The organism is Shewanella sp. SM101 (assembly GCF_025654465.1).
Lineage (GTDB): Bacteria > Pseudomonadota > Gammaproteobacteria > Enterobacterales > Shewanellaceae > Shewanella > Shewanella oncorhynchi.
In genome coordinates this window covers 87,849-110,960 of record NZ_JAKKRH010000003.1, presented here as the reverse complement: position 1 = coordinate 110,960, position 23,112 = coordinate 87,849, and the positions used below count along the sequence as shown (strand labels likewise).

The window sequence follows — 23,112 nt, the reverse complement described above, 5'->3', positions numbered from 1 at the left end:
CTAAAATGATAAAAAATAACCCGTATTTTCAAATTATTATTCTTTCTTTATGTTCTTTTTTCTCTGTGGTGGCCCATGCTGCTAATCAGTTAGAAAGCGTACGTATTTGGGCCGCGCCTGAGTCAACTCGAATCGTGTTTGACTTGAGTGGAGTGCCTGATTACACCTATTTCTCTTTAGATGGCCCTAATCGTTTAGTGGTGGATTTAAAAAAGACCACTGCTAAAGTTGTGCTTAAAAATCTTGAAAACAACAGTAAGTTAGTTAAGGGCGTTCGGATCAGTAAGTCACCGACTAAAGGTGATTTGCGCTTAGTGATCGATCTCGTAAAACCACTGAATGCAAGCTTGTTTTCTTTGCCTGTTACTGCGCCCTATGGCAATCGTCTAGTGGTTGATTTAGAAGATAAAACGTTAACTACGGCAACGGCTATCGTGTCATCTACACCCGTCAAAACTGTCACCCAAGCGGCGCAATCATCCCGCGATATTGTCATTGCTATTGATGCGGGTCATGGTGGCGACGATCCTGGCTCCATTGGTCCTTCTGGTGTTTATGAAAAAAAGGTCGCCCTAGAAATCGCCAGACGTGTTTCCAGCAAAATCAATGACACGCCAGGCATGCGTGCTGTGATGATCCGTACTGGTGATTATTTTGTGAATTTAAATAAACGCTCTGAACTGGCGCGCAACAGTAAGGCAGATCTGCTGATTTCTATCCATGCGGATGCCTTTACCTCGCCCAATCCACGTGGCGCCTCCGTATGGGTGCTATCAATGCGTCGTGCTAATAGTGAAATTGGTCGTTGGTTAGAGCAAAAAGAGAAGCATTCTGAGTTGCTGGGCGGCGCGGGTGAGATTATCCAAAACACGGATAATGAACAGTATTTGGCTATGACGCTGCTCGATATGTCAATGAACAGTTCGATGGCAATTGGCCATTCTGTAGCGGGGGATATTTTAAAAGATTTAGGTGGCGTGACTCAATTGCATAAAAGTCGCCCTGAGTCCGCGAGTTTAGCCGTGCTGAAGTCACCGGATATTCCTTCAATCTTGGTTGAAACGGGCTTTATTTCAAACCCTAAAGAAGAGCGTTTACTGTCGAGTAGTCGCCATCAAGAGAGCATTGCCAATGCTATTTATAAGGGTGTGAGCCGTTACTATCACAACAATCCGCCAGCGGATACTTTGCTTGCCCAAAGAAGAGGGGGAAGCTCTAGCAGTGCTAAGCCGACCAAAACCACAGCAAAAGCATCAGCAGAAAGAACGTCAACTGAAAGAACGCCTACAGCCTATGTTGGTGATGCGGTATCGACAAAGGTTAAACATAAGGTCCGTCGCGGAGAATCTTTATCTGCAATTGCGCAACGTTACAGTGTGCCTATGTCCAGCATTAAACAAGCGAATGGAATGAAGTCCGATGTGGTGCAGTTAGGGCAAACGCTAGTCATACCCCAGAGTTAAATAGGAAAGCATGATGGGCATTCAGATCCTACCTCCGCAATTAGCCAACCAAATTGCGGCGGGGGAAGTGGTTGAGAGACCCGCTTCCGTAGTCAAAGAATTGGTCGAGAATTGCCTCGACGCAGGAGCGAGCCGAGTCGATATTGAAATCGACAAAGGCGGCAGCAAGCTGATTAAAATTCGCGATAACGGCTCTGGCATACCTAAAGATGAACTCGCGCTAGCCTTATCGCGCCATGCGACCTCAAAGCTGCACACTTTAGACGATCTTGAAGCTATCCTTAGTTTTGGTTTCCGTGGTGAAGCGCTAGCCAGTATCAGCTCAGTTTCACGTTTAACTTTAACTTCACGCACGGCTGAGCAAACCGAAGCGTGGCAAGCCCATGCAGAAGGTGCCGACATGGCAGTTAAAGTGATGCCCGCCGCGCATCCAGTAGGTTCGACGATTGAAGTGGTGGATTTATTCTTTAATACACCGGCTCGCAGACGCTTTTTAAAGAGTGACAAAACCGAATTTACTCATATCGATGAATGGTTAAAGCGCATTGCATTAGTGCGCGGCGATATCCATTTCACGCTGACGCATAACGGTAAGATAGTACGTAATTATCGTCCCGCCATGAATGAAGCCCAGTATTTACAGCGTTTGACGCAAGTGTGTGGCCGTCCATTTGCCGAGCAAGCGCTTAAGATTGAATGCCAACACGATGATTTGCGCCTCAGTGGCTATTTGCAGTCACCTTGGTCACCGGTTATCAGCGATACCCATTACTTTTATGTCAATGGACGCCTAATCCGTGATCGCTTGGTTAATCATGCAGTGCGCCAAGCCTTTGCCCAAAAAGCAGAACTTGAGCAACCCGGCTACGTGCTGATGTTGGATATCGATCCCCATCAAGTGGATGTTAACGTGCATCCCGCTAAGCATGAGGTGCGATTCCATCAGAGTCGCTATGTGCATGATTATATTCTGCAAGCATTGCAATCGGCGCTGGAAGAAGCAGGAGAGCTTAACTTCGTTCACTCTAGTTCTTTGGATGAGGTTGAAGATGTGTTTGTGGATGCCCCAACAAGCGCAGCTGAAATATCTGTTCCTTTTGCACTTGGCGCTAATTCAGCTCTAGTTAATGCGCAAACTGATACACTTGAGTCTGCTCAAGATTCAGTAGCCCCTGCAGTTCAAGTAAAGTCTGTAGGCGCAGGACGAGAAGGCGCCAGTTTTGGCACTCAAACCAATGCTTTTGGCAGCATGACAATGCCAAGAGACAGCAGCCGTGGCAGTTATTCTGCAGGTGAATCTCGACAACGTACTGAATTACCGTCAAAGGCGGCAATAGCAAGTTATGGTGCTTTACTGCAAACCCCTTCTTACAGTGTAAAAGATCAAGCTTATCAGCCTGTATTACCTATGCCATCGATATTAGATGGGCAATATTGGGTGATGACGTCGGAAGATAAACTCAGTCTATTATCAATAAAATCAGTAGCATTGGCGACGCGATGCCAAGAGATTGAAGCTAAACTAGCGACTGGGTTAATTGGTCAGCCTTTATTGATGCCAGTGTCTGTCGCGGCTGATGCGGATTGGCAGGCTGTGCTCACTGAACATGACACGCTGATCCGCCAATTAGGTTTAGAACTAACAATTCGTTACCAGCAGTTGATTATTAAAAAAGTGCCCCCATATATCAGAGAGAGCCAGTTAGCCAAAGTGATCCCTGAGTGGCTACAATCGCTACGTTTTGAAACACCTGCGCCGAGCGCATTGGCGTTTTGGTTGGCAAAACACAGTTTAACGGGATTCGTTTCGGCACCAGAAGTCTGGGCAGCATTTTCGCAGTTAGCGGAAGAGAAAAAACAGCTTATTGCCAACAAAGCGATATTCTTACCTTGGCAATCGTGGCTAGAAGAGCAAGCAAGTGAATAAAGAATTACTGCCTAAAGTGTTATTTTTGATGGGGCCAACGGCCTCAGGTAAGACAGCTTTAGCATTAGAATTGGCCGAAAAGCATAACTGTGAAATTATTTCGGTCGATTCGGCATTGATTTATCGTGGTATGGACATTGGCAGTGCCAAGCCTTCAGCAGACGAACTGGCTCGCGGGCCGCACAGATTAATTGATATTCGTGATCCCAGTGAAAGCTATTCGGCAGCCGACTTTAGAGCCGATGCAATAGCCCAGATAGAAGAGATTGTCAGCATGGGGAAAACGCCAGTATTAGTTGGCGGAACCATGATGTATTTCAAAGCGTTACTCGAAGGTTTGTCACCTTTGCCGAGTGCGGATGAGGCCATTAGAGCCGAGATCCAAGCGGAGGCGGATGAAAAGGGATGGGAAGCACTGCATGACCAATTAAGGGAGATAGATCCCGTGTCGGCAGAAAGAATTCATCCTAATGATCCACAAAGACTTTCAAGAGCGCTGGAAGTCTATAGAATAAGCGGCAAGAGCATGACTGAGTTGACTCAGACCAAGTCAGCCCCCTTGCCCTATGACGTAGTGCAGTTTGCTATTGCACCGCGCGAGCGCAAAGTGTTACATGACTTAATAGCGCAACGTTTTGCGCTTATGCTCAAACATGGCTTTATTGAGGAAGTCACAGAGCTAAAAGCCCGTGGAGACTTGCATTTAGACTTGCCTTCAATGCGTTGTGTCGGTTACCGACAGTGCTGGCAATACCTAGATGGTGAGTTTGACTATGATACTATGGTCGAAAAAGCGGTTGCTGCTACTAGGCAATTGGCTAAGCGTCAATTAACATGGTTGCGGAGTTGGCCAGAGTTGAATTGGCTTGAAAGTGGTGCTGAGGGGAATTTAGTTATACTTATGCGTCAATGCCGCTAGCTTATTAGCCCTTGCTGTATAATACTAAAACTAAACAAAAAACTATCACTGATATCGATTTATTTTATATAAATTAAAAAGGAAATAATAAAATGGCTAAGGGGCAATCTTTACAAGACCCATTTTTGAACGCATTGCGTCGCGAGCGCGTTCCTGTATCAATTTACTTGGTTAACGGCATTAAACTCCAAGGACAGGTAGAGTCGTTTGATCAATTTGTCATTCTGTTGAAAAATACAGTGAGCCAAATGGTTTATAAACACGCTATTTCTACTGTCGTGCCAGCACGCCCATTCAACGTTACTGGTCACCAAAATGCCCAAGGCGGATATGGTGCTCAAGATGATGCGCCTAGTGGCGAATAAGTATTATCTGAGGAGTTTGCTTCTTGTTTGATCGTTATGAGGCGGGAGAAACTGCGGTTCTTGTCCATATCGACTTTTCCGATGAGGAACGCCGAGAAGATTTAGTCGAGCTGCAGCTATTAGTAGAATCAGCTGGGGCAAGATCAGTCGGGGTGATTACTGGAAGTCGACGTTCACCGGATCGCAAATTTTTTGTGGGTTCTGGTAAAGCCGAAGAGTTAGCTGCATTAGTGGCGGCGACTGAAGCCAATGTGGTGATTTTTAATCATGCATTGAGTCCAGCCCAAGAGCGTAATCTTGAGCAAGTGTGTCAGTGTCGAGTGCTCGACCGTACGACACTTATTCTCGATATTTTTGCCCAAAGAGCGCGAACTCACGAAGGTAAGTTACAGGTGGAGCTAGCGCAATTGCGCCATATGTCGACTCGCCTGATCCGTGGTTGGACGCATCTTGAAAGGCAAAAGGGCGGTATTGGTTTACGTGGTCCAGGGGAAACCCAGCTCGAAACCGATAGACGTTTGCTCAGAGGACGGATTAAAAATATCAACAAACGCTTAGAGCGAGTTGATAAGCAACGTGAACAGAGTCGACGTGCACGTAAGCGTAGTGATTTGTCGACAGTTTCATTAGTCGGCTACACAAACGCGGGTAAATCAACGCTGTTTAATGCCCTAACATCATCTGATGTTTATGCTGCAGATCAGCTATTTGCCACACTCGATCCTACGCTAAGAAAGTTAGATTTACCTGATGGTGCCGTGATATTAGCGGATACTGTCGGGTTTATTCGTCATTTGCCCCATGATCTCGTTGCTGCATTTAAGGCAACCTTACAAGAGACAAGGCAAGCTGAGTTATTACTACACATAGTTGATTGTGCAGATGAAAACATGGCGGATAATTTTGATCAGGTTCAATCTGTACTGAAAGACATCCAAGCCGATGAAGTCATGCAACTCGTGGTCTGTAACAAAATCGATTTACTCGAAGATGTGACGCCAAGAATTGAATATAACGACATAGGCAAACCCGTTCGAGTTTGGGTGTCAGCACAGAAGCGTTTAGGATTTGATTTGCTCTTGAAAGCCATCACTGAGCTTATTGGTGAGGTGATTAAAGAGCTAACACTTAGAATTCCGGCAACTGCTGGACATTATCTTGGCCAGTTTTATCGACTGGATGCGATACAGCAGAAAGAGTACGACGATCTGGGGAACTGTATTTTGTCTGTTCGTTTATCGGACGCCGATTGGCGCCGATTAACAAAACAGAGTCAGGGTGAGTTAGAAACCTTCATCTTCGAAGATTCGATAGATGAAGCTGTTTGTTAATAATCTAATTTATTTCATCCACTTATGGAGTGCTAAATGGCTTGGAACGAGCCCGGTAACAAGGGTAATGATCCTTGGGGAAATAAAGGTGGTAACGACAAAGGACCACCGGACCTTGACGAGGTTTTTCGTAATCTTTCAAAGCGCTTTGGCGGCAAAGGAAATGGCTCTGGCCAGTCTTTTAGTTCGTTTAGCCTAATCATCATTCTTGCTGTTGCTGTAGTTGTTTGGGGACTTTCGGGTTTTTATACAATTAAAGAAGCTGAGCGTGGTGTGGCACTGCGATTTGGTAAACACGCTGGCGAAATTGGCCCTGGACTTCATTGGAAAGCCACATTTATCGACCAAATTTATCCCGTCGACATTCAATCGGTTCGCTCTATTCCTGCGTCTGGTAGCATGCTGACATCCGATGAAAACGTCGTGAAAGTTGAGCTTGATGTTCAGTATCGTATTTTAGATGCTTACTCATATCTATTTAGTGCCGTCGATGCGAACGCCAGTTTGCGTGAAGCGACTGACAGTGCACTGCGTTATGTCATTGGACATAACAAGATGGATGATATTCTGACTACGGGCCGTGATGCTATTCGTCGCGATACGTGGAAAGAGTTAGAGCGCATTCTTGAACCGTACAAATTGGGTCTTGCTGTTGTTGACGTTAACTTCTTACCGGCACGTCCGCCAGAAGAAGTGAAAGACGCCTTCGATGATGCGATTTCTGCCCAAGAAGATGAACAACGTTTTATTCGTGAAGCTGAAGCTTATGCCCGTGAAATTGAACCAAAAGCTCGTGGTGAAGTTGAACGTATGGCGCAACAAGCGAATGCTTACAAAGAGCGTGAAGTCTTAGAAGCTCGCGGTAAAGTGGCTCGTTTTGAGTTGTTATTACCAGAGTATCAAGCTGCGCCTGAAGTGACTCGTAAGCGTTTGTATCTTGATACAATGCAGCAAGTGATGACAGATACGAATAAAGTGCTGATTGATGCTAAGAACAACGGCAACTTAATGTACCTACCGCTAGATAAGTTAATTCAGCAGAAGCCTGCGACAAATGAGCTGGAAGCTAAGCCACAGCAAAATGTTAATTCTTCATCTGTATCAACGACTCGCGCGAATGAGCCTTTGAGTGGACGTCCATCCCGCGATGATCGTACTCGCCAAGGGAGGGAGTAATCCATGGGTAGATTAAGCGTTATTCTTATCGCCGTGCTCTTAGGTATTGGTTTGTCATCTTTAATGGTGGTGAATGAAGGCGAGCGCGCTATTGTGGCGCGTTTCGGTGAAATTTTAAAAGACGACGTTGACGGTAAGCAAGTCACCCGCGTCTACGGCCCAGGCCTGCACATGAAAGTGCCTGTGATCGATAAAGTAAAATTACTCGATGCCCGTATTCAGACACTCGATGGTGCAGCTGATCGTTTTGTGACTTCAGAGAAGAAAGACCTTATGGTCGATTCCTATGTGAAGTGGCGCATTATGGATTTCGAAAAATATTACCTGTCTACAAACGGTGGTATTAAGTCGAATGCAGAATCGCTATTACAACGTAAGATCAACAACGATTTACGCACAGAGTTTGGTCGTCGCACTATCAGAGAGATTGTTTCTGGTAAGCGTGATGAACTGCAAAATGATGCGTTATCCAATGCCTCAGAAAGTGCAAAAGACTTAGGTATTGAAGTTGTTGATGTGCGTGTAAAGCAAATCAATCTACCGGCTAACGTCAGTAACAGTATTTACCAGCGTATGCGTGCAGAGCGTCAAGCTGTGGCAAAAGAGCATAGAGCGCAAGGTAAAGAACAGTCTGAAATTATTCGTGCAACAATAGATGCTAATGTGACGGTGAAGATTGCCGAAGCTGAACGTAAAGCCTTAACCATTCGAGGTGAAGGGGATGCGTTAGCAGCGAAGATATATTCTGATGCTTACAACAAAGATGCTGAGTTCTTCGGTTTTGTTCGTAGCTTAGAGGCTTATCGAGCCAGCTTCTCAGGCAAGTCCGATATTATGGTGTTAGAGCCTGATAGCGAGTTCTTCAAGTATATGAAGAGCACTGCACCTAAGAAGTAATACATTAAAAGTATTCATTTAATAGGTCCTGTTACTCAGGGCCTATTTTTTTATCTGGCGATTGTTAACTTAGTTTGAAAAGTCTGGGCTAATTTATATTAGCGATGCATGCTTTATGCCGATATCACAGACAAGAAGCTTAAAATATGATCCAAATGAATTAAAATGGGTTAATAGTTGGGTCTTTTTTAGGCTTTTTTTAAAAAACACGCAATCTCCCTAACTTACTTGCGTGTTTTCACTATGATCTGCTTCTAATTTTTAGCTATAATGAGCCCCGCTTCAAACTTCGATTTTTGACCCTAGTGATGACTAAGGGCTGAAAGTCTTTGAAATATAAAAATTCCAACACCCTCTGGGAGATAAGTGGATGAGCAATGCGCCAGTCGATACCGGACGTCGCAGATTCCTGACAGCCGCAACCGCCGTAGTAGGTGGTGCTGGTGCCGTCGCTGTAGCGGTTCCTTTCATCAAGTCATGGAATCCGAGTGCCAAAGCGAAAGCTGCAGGTGCACCGGTCGAAGTAAATATCAGTAAAGTAGAGCCAGGTCAGCTGATCCGTGTTGAGTGGCGTGGAAAACCTGTATGGGTTGTCCGTCGCACAGATGCTGTGATCAATGAACTGCCAACACATGATGATAAGTTAAGAGATCCTGCTTCTGCTGAGATGCAGCAGCCTGATTATGCAACAAATCCTTTGCGCTCAATTAAGCCAGAGTATTTTATTGCTGTCGGTATTTGTACCCACCTCGGATGTTCACCTACTTATTTGCCAGATTCATTTGGTGAGCAAGTTGAAGGTGTCACTTCTGGTTTCTTCTGTCCATGTCATGGCTCTAAGTTCGATATGGCTGGTCGCGTTTTCCAAGGCGTACCAGCTCCATTGAACCTAGTTATCCCTCCACATCAATACGTTGATGATGGCACCGTGATTATCGGTGTAGATAAAGGAGTGGCGTAATGGTTAAGAATTTAATTAATTGGATTGATGCGCGTATCCCAATGACGGCGACTTATAACCGTCACGTGGGCCAATACGCTACGCCAACTAACTTTAACTTTTGGTATTTTTTCGGTTCGCTAGCGATGTTGGTATTGGTTAACCAATTACTGACAGGTATCTGGTTGACGATGAACTATGTACCAACAGCAGAAGGCGCATTTGCCTCTGTTGAATACATAATGCGTGATGTTGAATACGGTTGGTTGCTGCGTTATATGCACTCAACGGGTGCATCAGCCTTCTTCGTTGTCATCTATCTGCACATGTTCCGTGGTTTAATTTACGGTTCATATCAGAAGCCTAGAGAACTACTGTGGCTGTTCGGTATGTTAATTTTCCTCGTGTTGATGGCCGAGGCCTTTATGGGTTATTTGCTGCCATGGGGTCAAATGTCATATTGGGGCGCGCAGGTAATTATCTCTCTGTTCGGTGCGATTCCAGTTATTGGTGACGACTTAACCCTGTGGATCCGTGGTGACTACGTGATCTCTGGCGCAACGCTGAACCGTTTCTTTGCGCTGCACGTGATTGCTCTGCCGCTAGTATTAGTCGTACTCGTGTTTTTACACTTAATTGCGCTGCATGAAGTGGGTTCTAACAACCCTGACGGTATCGAAATCAAGAAGAACAAAGACGAAAATGGCTGGCCAGTTGACGGTATTCCATTCCACCCATATTACACTGTAAAAGACATCATGGGCGTCGCGGGCTTCCTGATAGTGTTCTGCTATGTGTTGTTCTTTATTCCTGAAGGCGGTGGTTACTTCCTTGAAAAGCCAAACTTTGAAGCGGCTAACTCGATGAAGACTCCTGAACACATTGCACCCGTTTGGTACTTCACTCCTTTTTACGCCATTTTACGTGCTGTGCCTGATAAATTGGGTGGCGTGATAATGATGGGTCTATCGATTGCAGTACTGTTCGTATTGCCTTGGTTAGATCGCTGTAAAGTGAAATCAGTTCGCTACCGTAGTACGCTACATAAGCTGAATATTGCTCAATTTGCTATATCTTTCATAGTATTGGGTTATTTAGGGGTAGTGCCTGCCACGCCGACGCTGACGATAGTTGCACAGGTGTTTACTTTCACTTACTTTGGTTTCTTTGTGGCGCTGTGGGTATACAGCAAGAATGAAAAAACTAAACCTGTTCCAGCGAGGTTGACACACTAATGAAAAAATTATTGATTGCATTAGTTACCTTGTTGCCGACGTTGGCTATGGCCGCGAGCGGACATAAAATTCATTTAGAAGATGCCAATGTTGATCTGCATGATAAAGCTTCTTTAGAGCGTGGTGTGGACCTGTTCCAACATTACTGTTCTGGTTGCCACAGCACTCAGTATCAACGTTATGAACGTGTAGCGACCGATATCGGTATCTCTGCGGATGATATGCGTAATAAGTATATGTTCACCGATGCTAAAATTGGTGAGTTGATGCAAAACGCTATTCCACCTAAAGATGCTGCTAAATGGTTTGGTGCTACACCGCCAGACTTAACTTTAGTTGCTCGCGTGCGTGGTGAAGATTGGGTTTATTCCTATCTGAAAGGCTTCTATAAAGATCCAAGTCGCCCATTTGGTGTGAATAACACAGTATTCCCATCTGTTGGTATGCCACATGTACTTGAAGAGTTACAAGGCACACCAGTTAAACAAGAAGATGGCACTATTGTGGTGACTGGCGGTAAATTGAATGCGGAAGAATACGACCAAGCAGTACGTGATATCACTGGCTTCTTAGTTTATTCGGCTGAACCTGTTAAGCTAGAGCGTCAAGCTATGGGCTGGTGGGTACTCGGATTCCTATTTATATTCTTTATTGTGGCCTACCTCTTGAAGAAAGAGTATTGGAAAGATGTACACTAGGCACCAATAACGGGTAAAATGTAATATCCGCATAGTGTAAACGGGGGGCTTTGCCCCTCGTTTACTTTTGTTTTATTTCGATTCTGGAGGGTATCAATGGCTGTTGCTGCCAACAAACGCTCTATCATGACACTGTTTTCAGGTGCTGATGATCTGTATAGCCATCAAGTACGTATCGTGTTAGCTGAGAAAGGGGTTACTGTTGATGTTTTACAGGTCGACCCTAACGAAATGCCTGAGGATTTGCTCGAAGTAAATCCATATAACTCAGTGCCAACTTTGGTAGACCGTGAACTCGTTTTATACGAATCACGCATTATCATGGAATATTTGGATGAGCGTTTTCCTCATCCGCCTTTGATGCCAGTTTATCCAGTGTCTCGCGGCCAAAGCCGTTTGATGATGCATCGCATCGATACTGACTGGTATTCGCTTGTTGACCGTATCCGTAAAGGTGATCGTGTTGAAGCGGCTCGTAAAGAGTTGACTGAAAGCCTGATCGCAATTGCGCCTATCTTCGGTGAAGTGCCTTACTTCATGAGCGAAGAATTTGGTCTAGCGGATTGCTATCTTGGCCCATTGTTGTGGCGCTTACCTGTATTAGGTATTGAGCTAGATAGCCGTGTAGCTAAAGATATCAAAGCGTATATGACACGTATTTTTGAGCGTGAATCGTTTAAAGCTTCTTTAACTGAAGCCGAACGCGAAATGCGCATGGGTATGTAATGAAACCTTTGACTCCAAATCGTCCTTATTTACTAAGGGCTTACTATGATTGGTTGATGGACAACCAATTGACTCCTCACGTTGTGGTGGATGCCTTTGTTGAAGGCACTCAAGTACCGCAACAATACGTGAAGGATGGCCAGATAGTGTTGAATATCGCTGCTGGCGCAGTGGGCAATTTGCAAATTAGCAATGAGTGTGTGGAGTTCAATGCGCGTTTTGGTGGTGTTCCTCAGCAGGTTATGTTGCCAATGGCGTCGATTGTCGCTATTTATGCCCGTGAAAACGGTGCTGGCACTGTCTTCGATATCGAAGATGCTTACCTGGTGGACGATGAAGTCGATTCATCTTTATCTGCCGTTGAAACAACAGATAAAGTGTTTGAACCGACAGATGAGCCCCCTAAACGCCGCAGTCATTTAACTGTGGTTAAATAATTGTGGTGAAATGCCCAAGTCATTTAAAAGCTAAGCCAGTCTAATGACTGGCTTTTTTGTCGCTGTATTTTATCGCCGTAATTGGTTAAACCTTAAGTACAAGGTGTGATAGCATTTGCGCCCGCATTCATCCGTTAGATATGCGTTACCTTTACCCATTTAGACCAATGGATCTTGTATGTTGCTAATGATCGATAATTACGACTCTTTTACCTTTAACTTAGTGCAGTATTTTCAGCAGCTAGGGCAAGAGATAGTGGTTAAGCGTAATGACGAAATTAGCCTAGCCGACATCGAGGCGCTTGCGCCTAGTCATCTGGTGATTTCGCCCGGACCTTGCACACCTAATGAGGCGGGAATTTCCCTTGCGGCGATTGAACATTTTGCTGCGCGCATGCCAATCTTAGGTGTCTGTTTAGGGCATCAGGCGATGGCGCAGGTTTTTGGTGCCAATGTGGTGCGTGCTGAACGGGTGATGCACGGCAAGGTCAGTGCAATTACGCACACTGGACAGCGGTTATTTAAGGGATTAAATCAGCCTTTAACCGTGACACGTTATCACTCGTTACTGGTTGATGCTGTGCCTGAAGGTTTTGTACTCGATGCTTGGTTTGACGATGTAATTCACGGCCGAGAAATCATGGCCATGAGCCATCAAGACTTACCACTTTATGGGGTGCAATTTCATCCCGAATCAATTCTCACCGAGCAAGGTCTCGAACTGTTAGCCAATTTTTTAGCGCAACCGGCTGTGCCCGTATAATTTCCTCGCCTTAAAAACTCTCCACACTATCAATTTCTGTTACAAGATTTATCCTTCTTTTAAGCAAGTTTAGCGATTAACTATGCTATAACTGCCGCAAAACTACGCGAATAGGCGAAACCAGCAGATAAGTAGACTGGGTCATTTAGCCATTGCGATAACAATAAAAGGAAGGATAAATGAGAAGCGTAATGCGAACTTTGGGTTTTAGTGCGTTAGCGGTTGCCGTATTGGCAGGGTGCGCAGCGACATCGACTGAAACTGCAACTCCCGTAATAGCTCCGCCAGCATTCCAAGTTCCCTTAGCCCAACCGCCACAAGTTTCACAGGCGCTTACGCTTAATCAAATTATGGCAAACCCCGATTGGATGGGGGTTTTCGCTAAAGAGGCTTACTGGAGCGACGATAGCCAAAGCGTGCTGTTTGCCCGCCAAGCGAGTGCTTCACCTCTGCGTAGCTATTATCAGCAAGGCATCAATGATAGTCGCGCCGTCGAGCTAGCTCTCGATAAGTTACATGCGGCAGATCAGCAGTTTGGCGTGTTTGATCGCACTAAGTCCCACAAGGCATATCTGTATCAGGGCAACATTTTTGTTAAGCAATTAAGCACGTGTAAGATCAGCCAATTGACTCGCCAGCGTAGCGCCATTGATGGTGTGCGTTATCTCAATAATGGCGATATTGCCTATTGGCAGGGCGACAATGTTTTCCAAATTCATCAAGATTCAGGCTTAGTCGAGCAACTTGCTGAAATTAAAATGGCGAAAGCACCAGAAGCGGTAAAAGAGCCGACGTCTTATATTGCGAAACAACAGCACAGATTGATTCAGTATGTAGCGCTGCAGCAAGAAAATGCTAAAGCTAAAGCGCAGTACCAAGATGAATTACAAAAAAACGATCCAACGCTCGCCGCCAGCACTTGGTATTTAGGCGATAGCGAAGTGGTGTCAGAGCTGAGTTTATCACCCGATGGCCGCTATATTTTAGTCGCTCTTACAGATAAAAATTACACAGGTAGCAGCGAACACGACATCATGCCTAATTACTTAGGTAGTGAAGGTTATATCGACCCAGTGCCAGTGCGCGCGCGCGTGGCTGAAGATACGCCACCAGGGCAACGTTTTGTTGTGCTTGATTTAAACCAACATAAAAAAGTCGATATCACAATCGAGGGCCTTACTGGTTTTGATGAGGATGTGCTAGCCAAAGTGAAAGCTGAAAATGCTAAAGCAAAAGGCGAAACTTATCAAAGCACTAAATCGCCACGTAAAATTCAGTTGATGCAGGATTGGGGCTGGACTCAGAGTGCGATTCAATGGCATGAGTCGGAAAATAAATTAGCCCTGATGCTAGAAGCAACTGATAACAAAGATCGCTGGATCGCTAGTGTCGATCTTGCTAAGGGTAAATTTATTACCGAACATCGTTTACATGATGATGCATGGGTGAATTACGACTACAACCAATTCGGTTGGTTACCGGATACGGATACCTTGTATTACTTGTCAGAAGAGTCCGGTTATTCGCAGCTTTATATTAAAGCTCAAGGCGAAAAGCCGCGTGCGTTAACCCAAGGCAAGTTTGTGGTGAGTGATATTACGCTGTCACCGGATGCCAATTACATCTATTACAAAGCGAATCAGAGTCACCCCGGCATTTATAATGTTCACCGCGTGAATCTTGCCACAGGTAAAAATGAGCAATTAACTCAGTGGGATGGCAACTTAGATTACAGCTTAAGCCCCGATGGCACTCAGCTATTACTCAATGCTTCACGCCGTACTCAGCCAAATGAGCTTTATGTTCAACCCATTGGCGGCGAGTTAAAGCAGCTGACGTCTTATACCAGTGATGCCTTCAAAAATTACCCATGGCAAGCGCCAGAAGTGGTAGCTGTACCTTCAAATCATGGTGCTGGCAATGTGTACGCTCGAGTTTATCTGCCGCAAGGCTATGATAAGTCCCGCGCTGAGAAATATCCTGCGGTGATTTTCAATCACGGCGCAGGTTATCTGCAGAATGCCGATTATGGTTTTAGCGGTTATTTTCGCGAGTTTATGTTCCACAACCTGCTGACTCAACAAGGTTATGTTGTGATGGACATGGATTACCGTGGCTCTAAAGGTTACGGCCGAGATTGGCGCACTGCTATTTATCGTAATATGGGTCATCCAGAAGTGGAAGACTTAAAGGATGGCGTGACGTGGATGGCTGCTCATACCCATGTCGATACTAAGCGTGTCGGGACTTATGGTGGCTCTTACGGTGGGTTCTTAACCTTCATGTCTTTGTTTACCGCGCCGGACTTGTTCCAAGCTGGAGCTGCATTGCGTCCTGTGGCGGACTGGGCACATTATAATGCGCCTTATACCTCCAACATCTTAAATACGCCTGATGTCGATCCTATCGCCTATGAGCGCAGCTCTCCGATTGAGCATGCTCAAGGATTAACTAAGCCACTGCTTATCATGAGTGGCGTAATGGACGACAACGTTTTCTTCCAAGACAGTGTGCGTATGGTACAGCGCCTCATTGAACTGGAAAAACCAACCTTTGAAATGGCGATTTATCCTGTCGAGCCCCATGGTTTCCGTCAACCTTCTAGCTGGTTAGATGAATACCGCCGCATCTATAAGTTATTTGAACAAGAACTCAAATAAATCAGTTCGATTTCTGTTAAAGGTCTCCTAGTCGAGGCCTTTTTATTGGGTAACTGACTAGGAAATATCCGATATAACTCTTTGTTTGCGTTCTGCGACTTTGCATTATTGCTAAGATTAAGTGTATGTGCTGAAATTGTAATGATTTTGAGAGTTTGATTGTGTTGACGTCACTCGGGTATTAGCGATATAGGAAAGATTTATAGTGGCGATTTCGGTTGCGGGCGGTGTAAGACCCGGCAAAATTATAGAGATAGAACATAGACTCTATCAACAATTGATCCTCGGAAAGCAAAAAGCGAGCCCGACTCTTTTGGATGAACTCGACCTTGAATTAGAGGCCGATGCAAATAAGTTAGATGTTGAACGCGAAGCGATTTTGGTGCGTTTCATGAAACAAATTAAAGCTAAAGAAGTGTTTGAAGCCGTATCGAGCCAGTTGCATGAAACTGTCATTAACGCCATCGAGCATCAACTCGCGTCCCCTGAATCTGTTCTGGCTAAGTCAGATATCAATGAGTCGCAAATCCTCTTGCTGGAATTATTGCTGGCAAAAAATCTCGATGCAACGCGATTAAGACCGCTGATCAGTAACTTAAGTTGGTTGTGCCGCGACTTAACCAACATGGTCAACAGCCCATCTTTTCGCGCTCGCCGGTCTCAGAGCTCAGATGTGCGGGTCACTGATATCAAATTAGTGATGAATTACATCGGTATCGAAAACCTTCGCACCATTATCCCTTACTTTTGTTTGCGAAATTGGCTTCCTAGTGGCAATGCTAAGTTGTTATGGACTACCCGTAAATTATGGCGCTACAGCATAGTCAGTGGCATAGCGGCCAATGCTTTAGCTCAGCTTCATAATACTGACTCAGCCTTGGTTTATAGTAGTGCCTTACTTAATCAGTTAGGTACATCCGTTGTATTGAGTTTAAGTGCCCGTTTATTCGACCAAACATGGGGATCTTGGATAAGAGAAGCCAGTAGCAGCCGTGATAAGGAAGTGTATGATGCGGTGATTGCCACTGAGTTTCCTGCTAAGGCCGTGTTTGAACAAGTGTTAAGCCATGGTCTTAAACTTAATTGGCAATTATTAGAGTTACTTAAGTTTGAAGCGAGTCCCTTAACTCGGTTGTTAAAGGAGTTAGACCAAACCTTAAGCTATCGAGAATTGTCGCCTCAGTCGGCATTAGTCGCGCGGGCAAACTGTTATGCTAAGGTGGTATTACTCGAAGAAATGCGTCAAATCGATCCCCAAGAAAAGCGCTTAATGTTTGATTATTATGAGTTAACTGAGCAAGAAGTTCTGCGCTTAAAAGCACAAAACTATAGGAAGTTAGATCTGCTGTAATCCTCGGTCTGCTACGTAGCGCCATGATTGCGGCGTTTAAGTAGAGGAAGGGATATGCCAAGCTGGCAAGCATCTGTACTAAATACCATTTTATCCTATGTCGCTAGGCCATCCATCAGTCGTGGACAGGCCAAAATGCCCTTAGCGCAAGTGCGTGAAAAGTTGCTTGAGCTTGATAGACGCTGGCTCCCTTGGCCGGATAAGTTAGTCAGCGCTACCATCCCCTTACAACACTCAAACTTGTTACATTATGTGCTTCTCAACGAACCTCCTCGCCTTGGAAATCTATTTTATATCCGTGGCGGAGGCTTCTGTTTTAAAACGCCCCATGCCCATGCAAGACTGGTCGCAGATATCTGCCAGCGTTGTCAATTAGATGCTTATATTCCTGATTATCGTCTTGCACCTGAGTATCCTTTCCCCGCACCATTTGATGATGTGCTTGAAGCCTATAGGCGGTTAATTGAGCTGAAAGGCACGGAGAATTTGATCCTCATGGGTGACTCGGCAGGCGGCAATTTAGCCCTGAGTTTGTTGCTGGAATTAAAGCGTTTAGGCCTGCCTTTACCGACCGCCTGTATCTTACTATCGCCCGCGTTAGACTTAGCTCTTACGGGGGATACTGAGTTGATACTCGCAGCCGACGATCCCTTCTTCACCATATAGGCATTGCTGCGCTTACGTGGCGCTTATCTTGCGGGGGCCGATCCTATGTCGGCAAAAGTTTCCCCCTTACAGGGGAACTTGGCAGACCTGCCGCCTATCTTAGTGATTGCGGGTACGCGGGAGTTATTATTACAGGATTCTGAACGTTTAGTCGCCCAAATAAAAGCCTGTGGTGGTGAGATAACGGGCTGCTTTTACCCTAACATGCCCCATGTGTTTCCTCTGTTCAATTTATTACCCGAAGCCCTTGAAGTGAGGTCGAAAATTGGCCATTTTGTGCTTTCACACTTGATTCGTTAAAATGGTGTAGTTATTCACATTCAGTGAATAGCTAGCAAAATGAGGGGTAAATAACTTTTTTTCTGACTAATTATGCTGTAAGCCACGGGCTTAACCGCTTGTATAGTTCTTAAACTGCAATCTTTATGCACTTTGGGTGGAAGTGCGTGGATTGATGTTTGTGAAAAACTGGTATTTTGATCACATTTTCGCTAATAATGGTTATTAATAGACACAAGCAATCCCAGTATCACTAACTCTAGATAAAGATACCTATGGGACTCTGACGGTGCAAGGCGCCGTTACACAAACACAAAGGACGAAGAAGAATGAGCGTTGATATGAAGTTGGACCGTGCCCAGTTTGACGCAGTGATGGTGCCTAATTATGCGCCTGCTGCCGTGATCCCTGTTCGTGGCGAAGGAAGCCGAGTTTGGGACCAAGAGGGTAACGAGTTTATCGATTTTGCTGGCGGTATTGCGGTAAATTGCTTAGGTCACTGTCATCCAGCCCTTGTGAATGCCCTTAAGACACAAGGTGAAAAATTATGGCATCTGTCAAACGTAATGACGAATGAGCCTGCCTTAGCATTAGCGACTAAATTAGTTAATAGCACGTTTGCCGACAAAGTGTATTTTGCCAACTCTGGCGCCGAAGCCAACGAAGCCGCATTAAAACTTGCCCGTCGTTATGCCTTAGAAAAACATGGCGTTGAGAAAGATGAAATCATAGCGTTCGATAAAGCTTTCCACGGACGTACATTCTTCACCGTCAGTGTCGGTGGACAAGCTGCCTATTCCGATGGTTTTGGTCCTAAGCCGCAGAGCATTACTCACCTGCCATTTAACGATGTTGCCGCCTTAGAAGCCGCAGTAACCGATAAGACTTGCGCCATCATGCTTGAGCCGCTGCAAGGCGAGGGCGGTATTATCGATGCCGATCCTGCATTCTTAAAAGCCGTGCGTGAATTAGCGAACAAGCACAATGCGCTAGTGATTTTTGATGAAGTCCAAACGGGTGTGGGCCGTACTGGTGAACTGTACGCTTACATGGGTACTGAAATCGTGCCTGACATCTTAACCACAGCTAAAGCGCTCGGCGGTGGTTTCCCTATCGCAGCTATGCTGACAAAGGCTGAGATTGCCGAGCATTTAAAAGTGGGCACTCACGGTTCTACCTACGGTGGTAACCCATTAGCCTGCGCTATCGGTAATGCTGTGTTAGATGTAGTGAACACCCCTGAAGTGTTAGACGGCGTTAAACATCGCGAGCAGTTATTGCGTGATGGTTTGAACAAAATCAATGAAAAATATCATGTTTTTTCAGAAGTACGCGGTAAAGGTTTACTCTTAGGGGCCGTTCTTAATGAACAATACCAAGGTCGTTCACGCGACTTTTTGGTGGCCTCTGTCGCTGAAGGCTTAATGAGCCTGATGGCGGGTGCTAACGTGGTGCGTTTTGCTCCTTCTCTGGTGATCCCTGAGGCAGATATTGCTGAAGGTCTAGCTCGTTTTGAACGTGCTGTGGCGAGCATAGCTGCCGCCTAAATGACCAAAGGAGTGCTGAATTTATTCGCACTCCTTTTTTGTCAGGGAATACTTACCTGCATCACTGCCTGTCTTTTTGAAGAGAGGTGCCTTGATGCACGGTAAGCCAAAGTGAGGAGACACTAAGATGTTAATCATACGTCCTATTCAGGCTGGTGATTTTGAGGCCTTATATCAAATTGCCGAAGAGTCTGGTCATGGTTTTACGTCATTACCTGTGAATGCGGGTCTGCTCAGACATAAAATTGCTCGAGCAGAAGCCTCATTCGTCAAAGCCGTAGAGACTCCCTTCGATGAAGGTTATCTAATGGTGCTGGAAGATACCGATACCGGTGAAGTGGTGGGAACGTGCGCCATCGAAGCGGCGGTGGGAATGGAAGATGCGTTCTACCATTATCGACTTGGTACCGAAGTCTATCATTCTGAACAAATTGATGTGCGTAACGAGGTCGAAACACTCACCCTTTGCCATGACTACACTGGTGCTGCCGAGATGTGTACGCTGTTTTTGCGTGAAGCATATCGCAGGGGCAACAATGGCCGCATGTTATCCCGCAGTCGCTTTCTGTTTTTAGCTCAACATGCGAAGCGTTTTGGTGAAACTGTGATTGCCGAAATGCGCGGTGTGAGCGATGCCGATGGTCATTCACCTTTCTATGGCTGGCTGCAAAAACACTTTTTAGGCATTGATTTTATTCAGGCAGATTATCTTTCTGGTTTGGGCAAAAAGGCATTTATGGCCGAAATGATGCCACGAAATCCTGTCTACGTTTGTCTGTTGCCGGAAGAAGCGCAGAAAGTGATTGGCGAAGTGCATACCAATACCCGCCCGGCATTAAGTTTACTGCAGGCCGAAGGTTTTAGATGCCGCGGTTACGTGGATATTTTTGATGGTGGTCCAACGGTAGAGTGTCGTTTATCGGACATTCGCGGCGTGCGTGAAAGTCGTTTATTGACCGTCGATATTGGTGACATGGTCGAAGCCGACACTCAATTTATTATCTCAAATACCCAATTAGCCAATTACCGAGCGACGTCTGCCGCACTGGCCGTGGACGACAAATCCGAACAGATCATCATTAGCCCTGAGCTGGCAGCGGGTTTGTTACTCGCAAAAGGCGATCAAATCCGTATTTTGGCAATGTAGGAATAACCAATGACACATTATATTCAAGGCCAGTGGCATGCTGGCAAAGGTCATGACGTGACCTCAATTAACCCTGCCAATGCTCAAACTATTTGGACAGGTAAAACGGCCACTGCAGAACAAGTTAATACCGCCGTTGATGCCGCGCGCGCCGCACAGTTTGATTGGTTTATGTTAGGTTTCGATGCGCGTTTAGCCATAGTTGAAGCGTATCGCAGCCAACTCGAAGCCAATAAAGCGGAACTGGCAGAAACGATTGCCCAAGAAACCGGTAAGCCTCAGTGGGAAACCGCGACCGAAGTCGGCGCTATGATAGGCAAAATTGCTTTATCGGCCGCGGCTTACAATAAACGTACGGGCACTGAAGCCAACGATACGCCAGCCGGACGTGCGGTTATCCGCCATAAGCCTCACGGTGTTGTGGCGGTGTTCGGTCCTTACAACTTCCCTGGTCATTTGCCGAACGGCCACATAGTCCCTGCGCTGCTGGCTGGGAATACCGTGATTTTCAAACCTTCAGAGCTCACGCCTAAAGTCGCCGAGTTGATGGTCAGCCTATGGGATAAAGCGGGTCTGCCTGCTGGCGTGCTCAACTTAGTCCAAGGTGAGGTGGATACGGGTAAAGCACTGGCTTCTCACCCGCAGCTCGATGGTCTGTTCTTTACCGGTAGCTCACGCACGGGTCATTTTTTACATCAACAATATGCCGGTCATCCGGGCAAAATTTTAGCACTTGAGATGGGAGGTAATAACCCACTGATCATCAAAGGTGTGCAGGATATTAAGGCCGCAGTGCACGATATTTTGCAGTCGGCTTATATTTCATCGGGCCAACGTTGCACTTGTGCGCGCCGTTTATATGTCGAGCAAGGCGAGCAGGGCGATGCGCTGATTGCCATGTTAGTCGATGCGGTTAAACAGATTAAAGTCGGTCCTTGGAATGCGCAGCCACAACCTTTTATGGGCTCAATGATTTCTGAAACAGCCGCTAAGGGTATGGTTGCGGCGCAGGCGAATTTGCTGAACTTAGGCGGTGTGTCTTTGGTCGAGTTAACCCATCTAGAAGCGGGTACAGGCTTAGTGTCTCCTGGCCTTATCGATGTGACAGCGATCGATGCATTGCCGGATGAAGAATACTTTGGACCTCTACTGCAGCTAGTGCGTTACAGTGATTTCGATCAAGCGATCAAATTGGCTAACCAAACGCGTTATGGCTTGTCTGCGGGATTACTTGCCGATAGCCGTGAAGATTATGACTATTTCCTCGCGCGTATTCGTGCTGGCATTGTTAACTGGAACAAACAAATCACTGGCGCATCTGGCGCGGCACCTTTTGGTGGTGTTGGGGCTTCGGGTAACCACAGAGCGAGTGCTTTCTATGCCGCCGATTACTGTGCTTATCCGGTCGCTTCGGTCGAGGCTGATGCCGTGAGTTTACCCGCGACATTAAGCCCAGGTTTGAGCTTGTAAGCGGGTAGATATTTGACTTTTATGCGGTAAAGAATATGTGGGAAAGAGGAGGAAGGACTAATGTTCTTCCTTTTTAATAACAAGCAGTAACGTTACTTGAGTTTCTACTGTGGGTATGTGTGACGCTACAACAGTGGCATTTAGGTCGTTACATTTAGTGTTCGCGGCAAAATAACAGCAATAACCGCAGCACAATAAAAGGAGTTTTTATGCATACCGACATCAACGCGTTATTTGCCGCTCTGTGGCAAGACTATATTCAAATGACCCCTTCTGCGGCAAAAGTGCACGCGTTGTTGGGTCATGGTAAGCCGATCATCAACGACCATATTGCCCTGCGTACTTTCAATATCGCTAAGGTGAATTTGGATGTACTGGCTAAGCATTTCACTTCGTTAGGTTATGTACCTTGCGGTGATTATAAGTTTGAACAGAAAAAACTGATCGCTAAGCATTTTGAACATCCAGATTCGACTCAGCCTAAAGTGTTTATCTCTGAGCTGTTGGTTGAAGAATTTAGCCCTGCGTTGCAAAAAACTATTCAAGGCTTAATCGCCCAAGTGGATGCTGCAGCGACAACGGCGGACAACTTTATTTACTCAGGCCGTCATTGGTCTTTAGATGCTAAAACCTATCAGGACTTATTAACTGAGAGTGAATATGCAGCTTGGGTAGCGGCTTTTGGTTATCGCGCTAACCATTTCACTGTGTCTATCAATCACCTCGACGGTTTTGAGACTTTAGAGTCAGTGAATGAAGCTCTGAAGCAAGCGGGCTTTGTGCTCAATAGTTCAGGTGGCGAGATCAAAGGTTCGCCAGAAGTCTTGTTAGAACAGTCTTCGACTATGGCTGATAAGATTGGTGTTGAATTTACTGACGCGACAGTGGAAATCCCAAGCTGTTTTTATGAGTTTGCGCTACGTTATCCTATGGCTAATGGCGAGCTCTACACAGGCTTTGTGGCGGCATCTGCCGATAAGATTTTTGAAAGCACCAATGTGAATAAAGCCTAACGTCCTCAAATTGCTTTGAGCATAAAAAAACGCCATCAATTCGATGGCGTTTTTTATGGATATTTCAAACAAGGTATTTAATACGATTGGCATAACCTGGGG

At 45.7% G+C, this 23,112-nt stretch carries 19 protein-coding genes and 1 pseudogene; all 20 read left to right on the top strand.

Translation table 11 applies throughout. From position 1 onward, the window contains the following. Positions 1-5 precede the first annotated feature (5 nt). The 20 genes and pseudogenes from L5M38_RS02550 to L5M38_RS02455 all read left to right on the top strand — a co-directional run bounded on the left by L5M38_RS02550 (position 6) and on the right by L5M38_RS02455 (position 23,010). Positions 6-1,463, top strand: a complete 1,458-nt coding sequence (locus L5M38_RS02550; RefSeq protein WP_263178230.1) for an N-acetylmuramoyl-L-alanine amidase — start codon at positions 6-8, stop codon at positions 1,461-1,463. A 13-nt stretch (positions 1,464-1,476) separates the two neighbouring features. Beyond that, complete coding sequence (gene mutL, locus L5M38_RS02545) at positions 1,477-3,390, top strand: DNA mismatch repair endonuclease MutL (RefSeq protein WP_411569297.1); 1,914 nt, start codon at positions 1,477-1,479, stop codon at positions 3,388-3,390. Then, positions 3,383-4,309 (top strand): tRNA (adenosine(37)-N6)-dimethylallyltransferase MiaA, encoded by a 927-nt coding sequence (gene miaA, locus L5M38_RS02540; RefSeq protein ID WP_263178228.1) that lies wholly within the window; start codon positions 3,383-3,385, stop codon positions 4,307-4,309. Before mutL ends, miaA begins: the two co-directional genes overlap by 8 nt. Before the next feature lie 92 nt (positions 4,310-4,401). After that, the gene (gene hfq / locus L5M38_RS02535) at positions 4,402-4,674 is read left to right on the top strand and encodes an RNA chaperone Hfq (protein WP_006084207.1); all 273 of its coding nucleotides are present in this window, start codon (positions 4,402-4,404) and stop codon (positions 4,672-4,674) included. A 23-nt stretch (positions 4,675-4,697) separates the two neighbouring features. Then, positions 4,698-6,005, top strand: a complete 1,308-nt coding sequence (hflX, locus tag L5M38_RS02530) for a ribosome rescue GTPase HflX (protein WP_028761769.1) — start codon at positions 4,698-4,700, stop codon at positions 6,003-6,005. A gap of 36 nt (positions 6,006-6,041) precedes the next feature. Beyond that, complete coding sequence (hflK, locus tag L5M38_RS02525) at positions 6,042-7,181, top strand: FtsH protease activity modulator HflK (protein WP_028761770.1); 1,140 nt, start codon at positions 6,042-6,044, stop codon at positions 7,179-7,181. Positions 7,182-7,184: 3 nt separating this feature from the next. Beyond that, positions 7,185-8,078 (top strand): protease modulator HflC, encoded by an 894-nt coding sequence (gene hflC / locus L5M38_RS02520; RefSeq protein ID WP_113939145.1) that lies wholly within the window; start codon positions 7,185-7,187, stop codon positions 8,076-8,078. 370 nt (positions 8,079-8,448) lie between these two features. Next, positions 8,449-9,039: a ubiquinol-cytochrome c reductase iron-sulfur subunit gene (gene petA, locus L5M38_RS02515; RefSeq protein WP_006080059.1), complete on the top strand. Its 591-nt coding sequence runs from the start codon at positions 8,449-8,451 to the stop codon at positions 9,037-9,039. Then, complete coding sequence (locus tag L5M38_RS02510; RefSeq protein WP_105250274.1) at positions 9,039-10,253, top strand: cytochrome b; 1,215 nt, start codon at positions 9,039-9,041, stop codon at positions 10,251-10,253. Before petA ends, L5M38_RS02510 begins: the two co-directional genes overlap by 1 nt. After that, positions 10,253-10,951: a cytochrome c1 gene (locus tag L5M38_RS02505; RefSeq protein ID WP_105250273.1), complete on the top strand. Its 699-nt coding sequence runs from the start codon at positions 10,253-10,255 to the stop codon at positions 10,949-10,951. Before L5M38_RS02510 ends, L5M38_RS02505 begins: the two co-directional genes overlap by 1 nt. Positions 10,952-11,047: 96 nt before the next feature. Beyond that, positions 11,048-11,677, top strand: coding sequence for a stringent starvation protein SspA (gene sspA / locus L5M38_RS02500; protein WP_006080065.1), 630 nt, complete (start codon positions 11,048-11,050; stop codon positions 11,675-11,677). After that, entirely contained in the window at positions 11,677-12,114 is a 438-nt protein-coding gene (locus L5M38_RS02495) for a ClpXP protease specificity-enhancing factor (RefSeq protein ID WP_263178227.1), read from the top strand. Before sspA ends, L5M38_RS02495 begins: the two co-directional genes overlap by 1 nt. Positions 12,115-12,292: 178 nt before the next feature. Further along, a complete protein-coding gene (locus L5M38_RS02490; protein WP_263178226.1) occupies positions 12,293-12,877 on the top strand; it encodes an anthranilate synthase component II in 585 nt (194 codons plus the stop codon). A 179-nt stretch (positions 12,878-13,056) separates the two neighbouring features. Continuing rightward, the gene (locus tag L5M38_RS02485) at positions 13,057-15,537 is read left to right on the top strand and encodes a S9 family peptidase (RefSeq protein WP_263178225.1); all 2,481 of its coding nucleotides are present in this window, start codon (positions 13,057-13,059) and stop codon (positions 15,535-15,537) included. Positions 15,538-15,742: 205 nt separating this feature from the next. Next, positions 15,743-16,888 (top strand): HDOD domain-containing protein, encoded by a 1,146-nt coding sequence (locus L5M38_RS02480; RefSeq protein ID WP_263178224.1) that lies wholly within the window; start codon positions 15,743-15,745, stop codon positions 16,886-16,888. Between the two features lie 54 nt (positions 16,889-16,942). Next, positions 16,943-17,854: pseudogene (locus L5M38_RS02475) on the top strand (alpha/beta hydrolase). 308 nt (positions 17,855-18,162) lie between these two features. Next, the gene (locus L5M38_RS02470; RefSeq protein WP_263178223.1) at positions 18,163-19,380 is read left to right on the top strand and encodes an aspartate aminotransferase family protein; all 1,218 of its coding nucleotides are present in this window, start codon (positions 18,163-18,165) and stop codon (positions 19,378-19,380) included. 127 nt (positions 19,381-19,507) lie between these two features. Further along, positions 19,508-20,527 (top strand): arginine N-succinyltransferase, encoded by a 1,020-nt coding sequence (astA, locus tag L5M38_RS02465; protein WP_263178222.1) that lies wholly within the window; start codon positions 19,508-19,510, stop codon positions 20,525-20,527. 9 nt (positions 20,528-20,536) lie between these two features. Then, complete coding sequence (gene astD, locus L5M38_RS02460) at positions 20,537-21,997, top strand: succinylglutamate-semialdehyde dehydrogenase (protein ID WP_263178221.1); 1,461 nt, start codon at positions 20,537-20,539, stop codon at positions 21,995-21,997. Between the two features lie 209 nt (positions 21,998-22,206). Continuing rightward, positions 22,207-23,010, top strand: coding sequence for a DUF1338 domain-containing protein (locus L5M38_RS02455; protein ID WP_212599655.1), 804 nt, complete (start codon positions 22,207-22,209; stop codon positions 23,008-23,010). Positions 23,011-23,112: the final 102 nt, after the last annotated feature.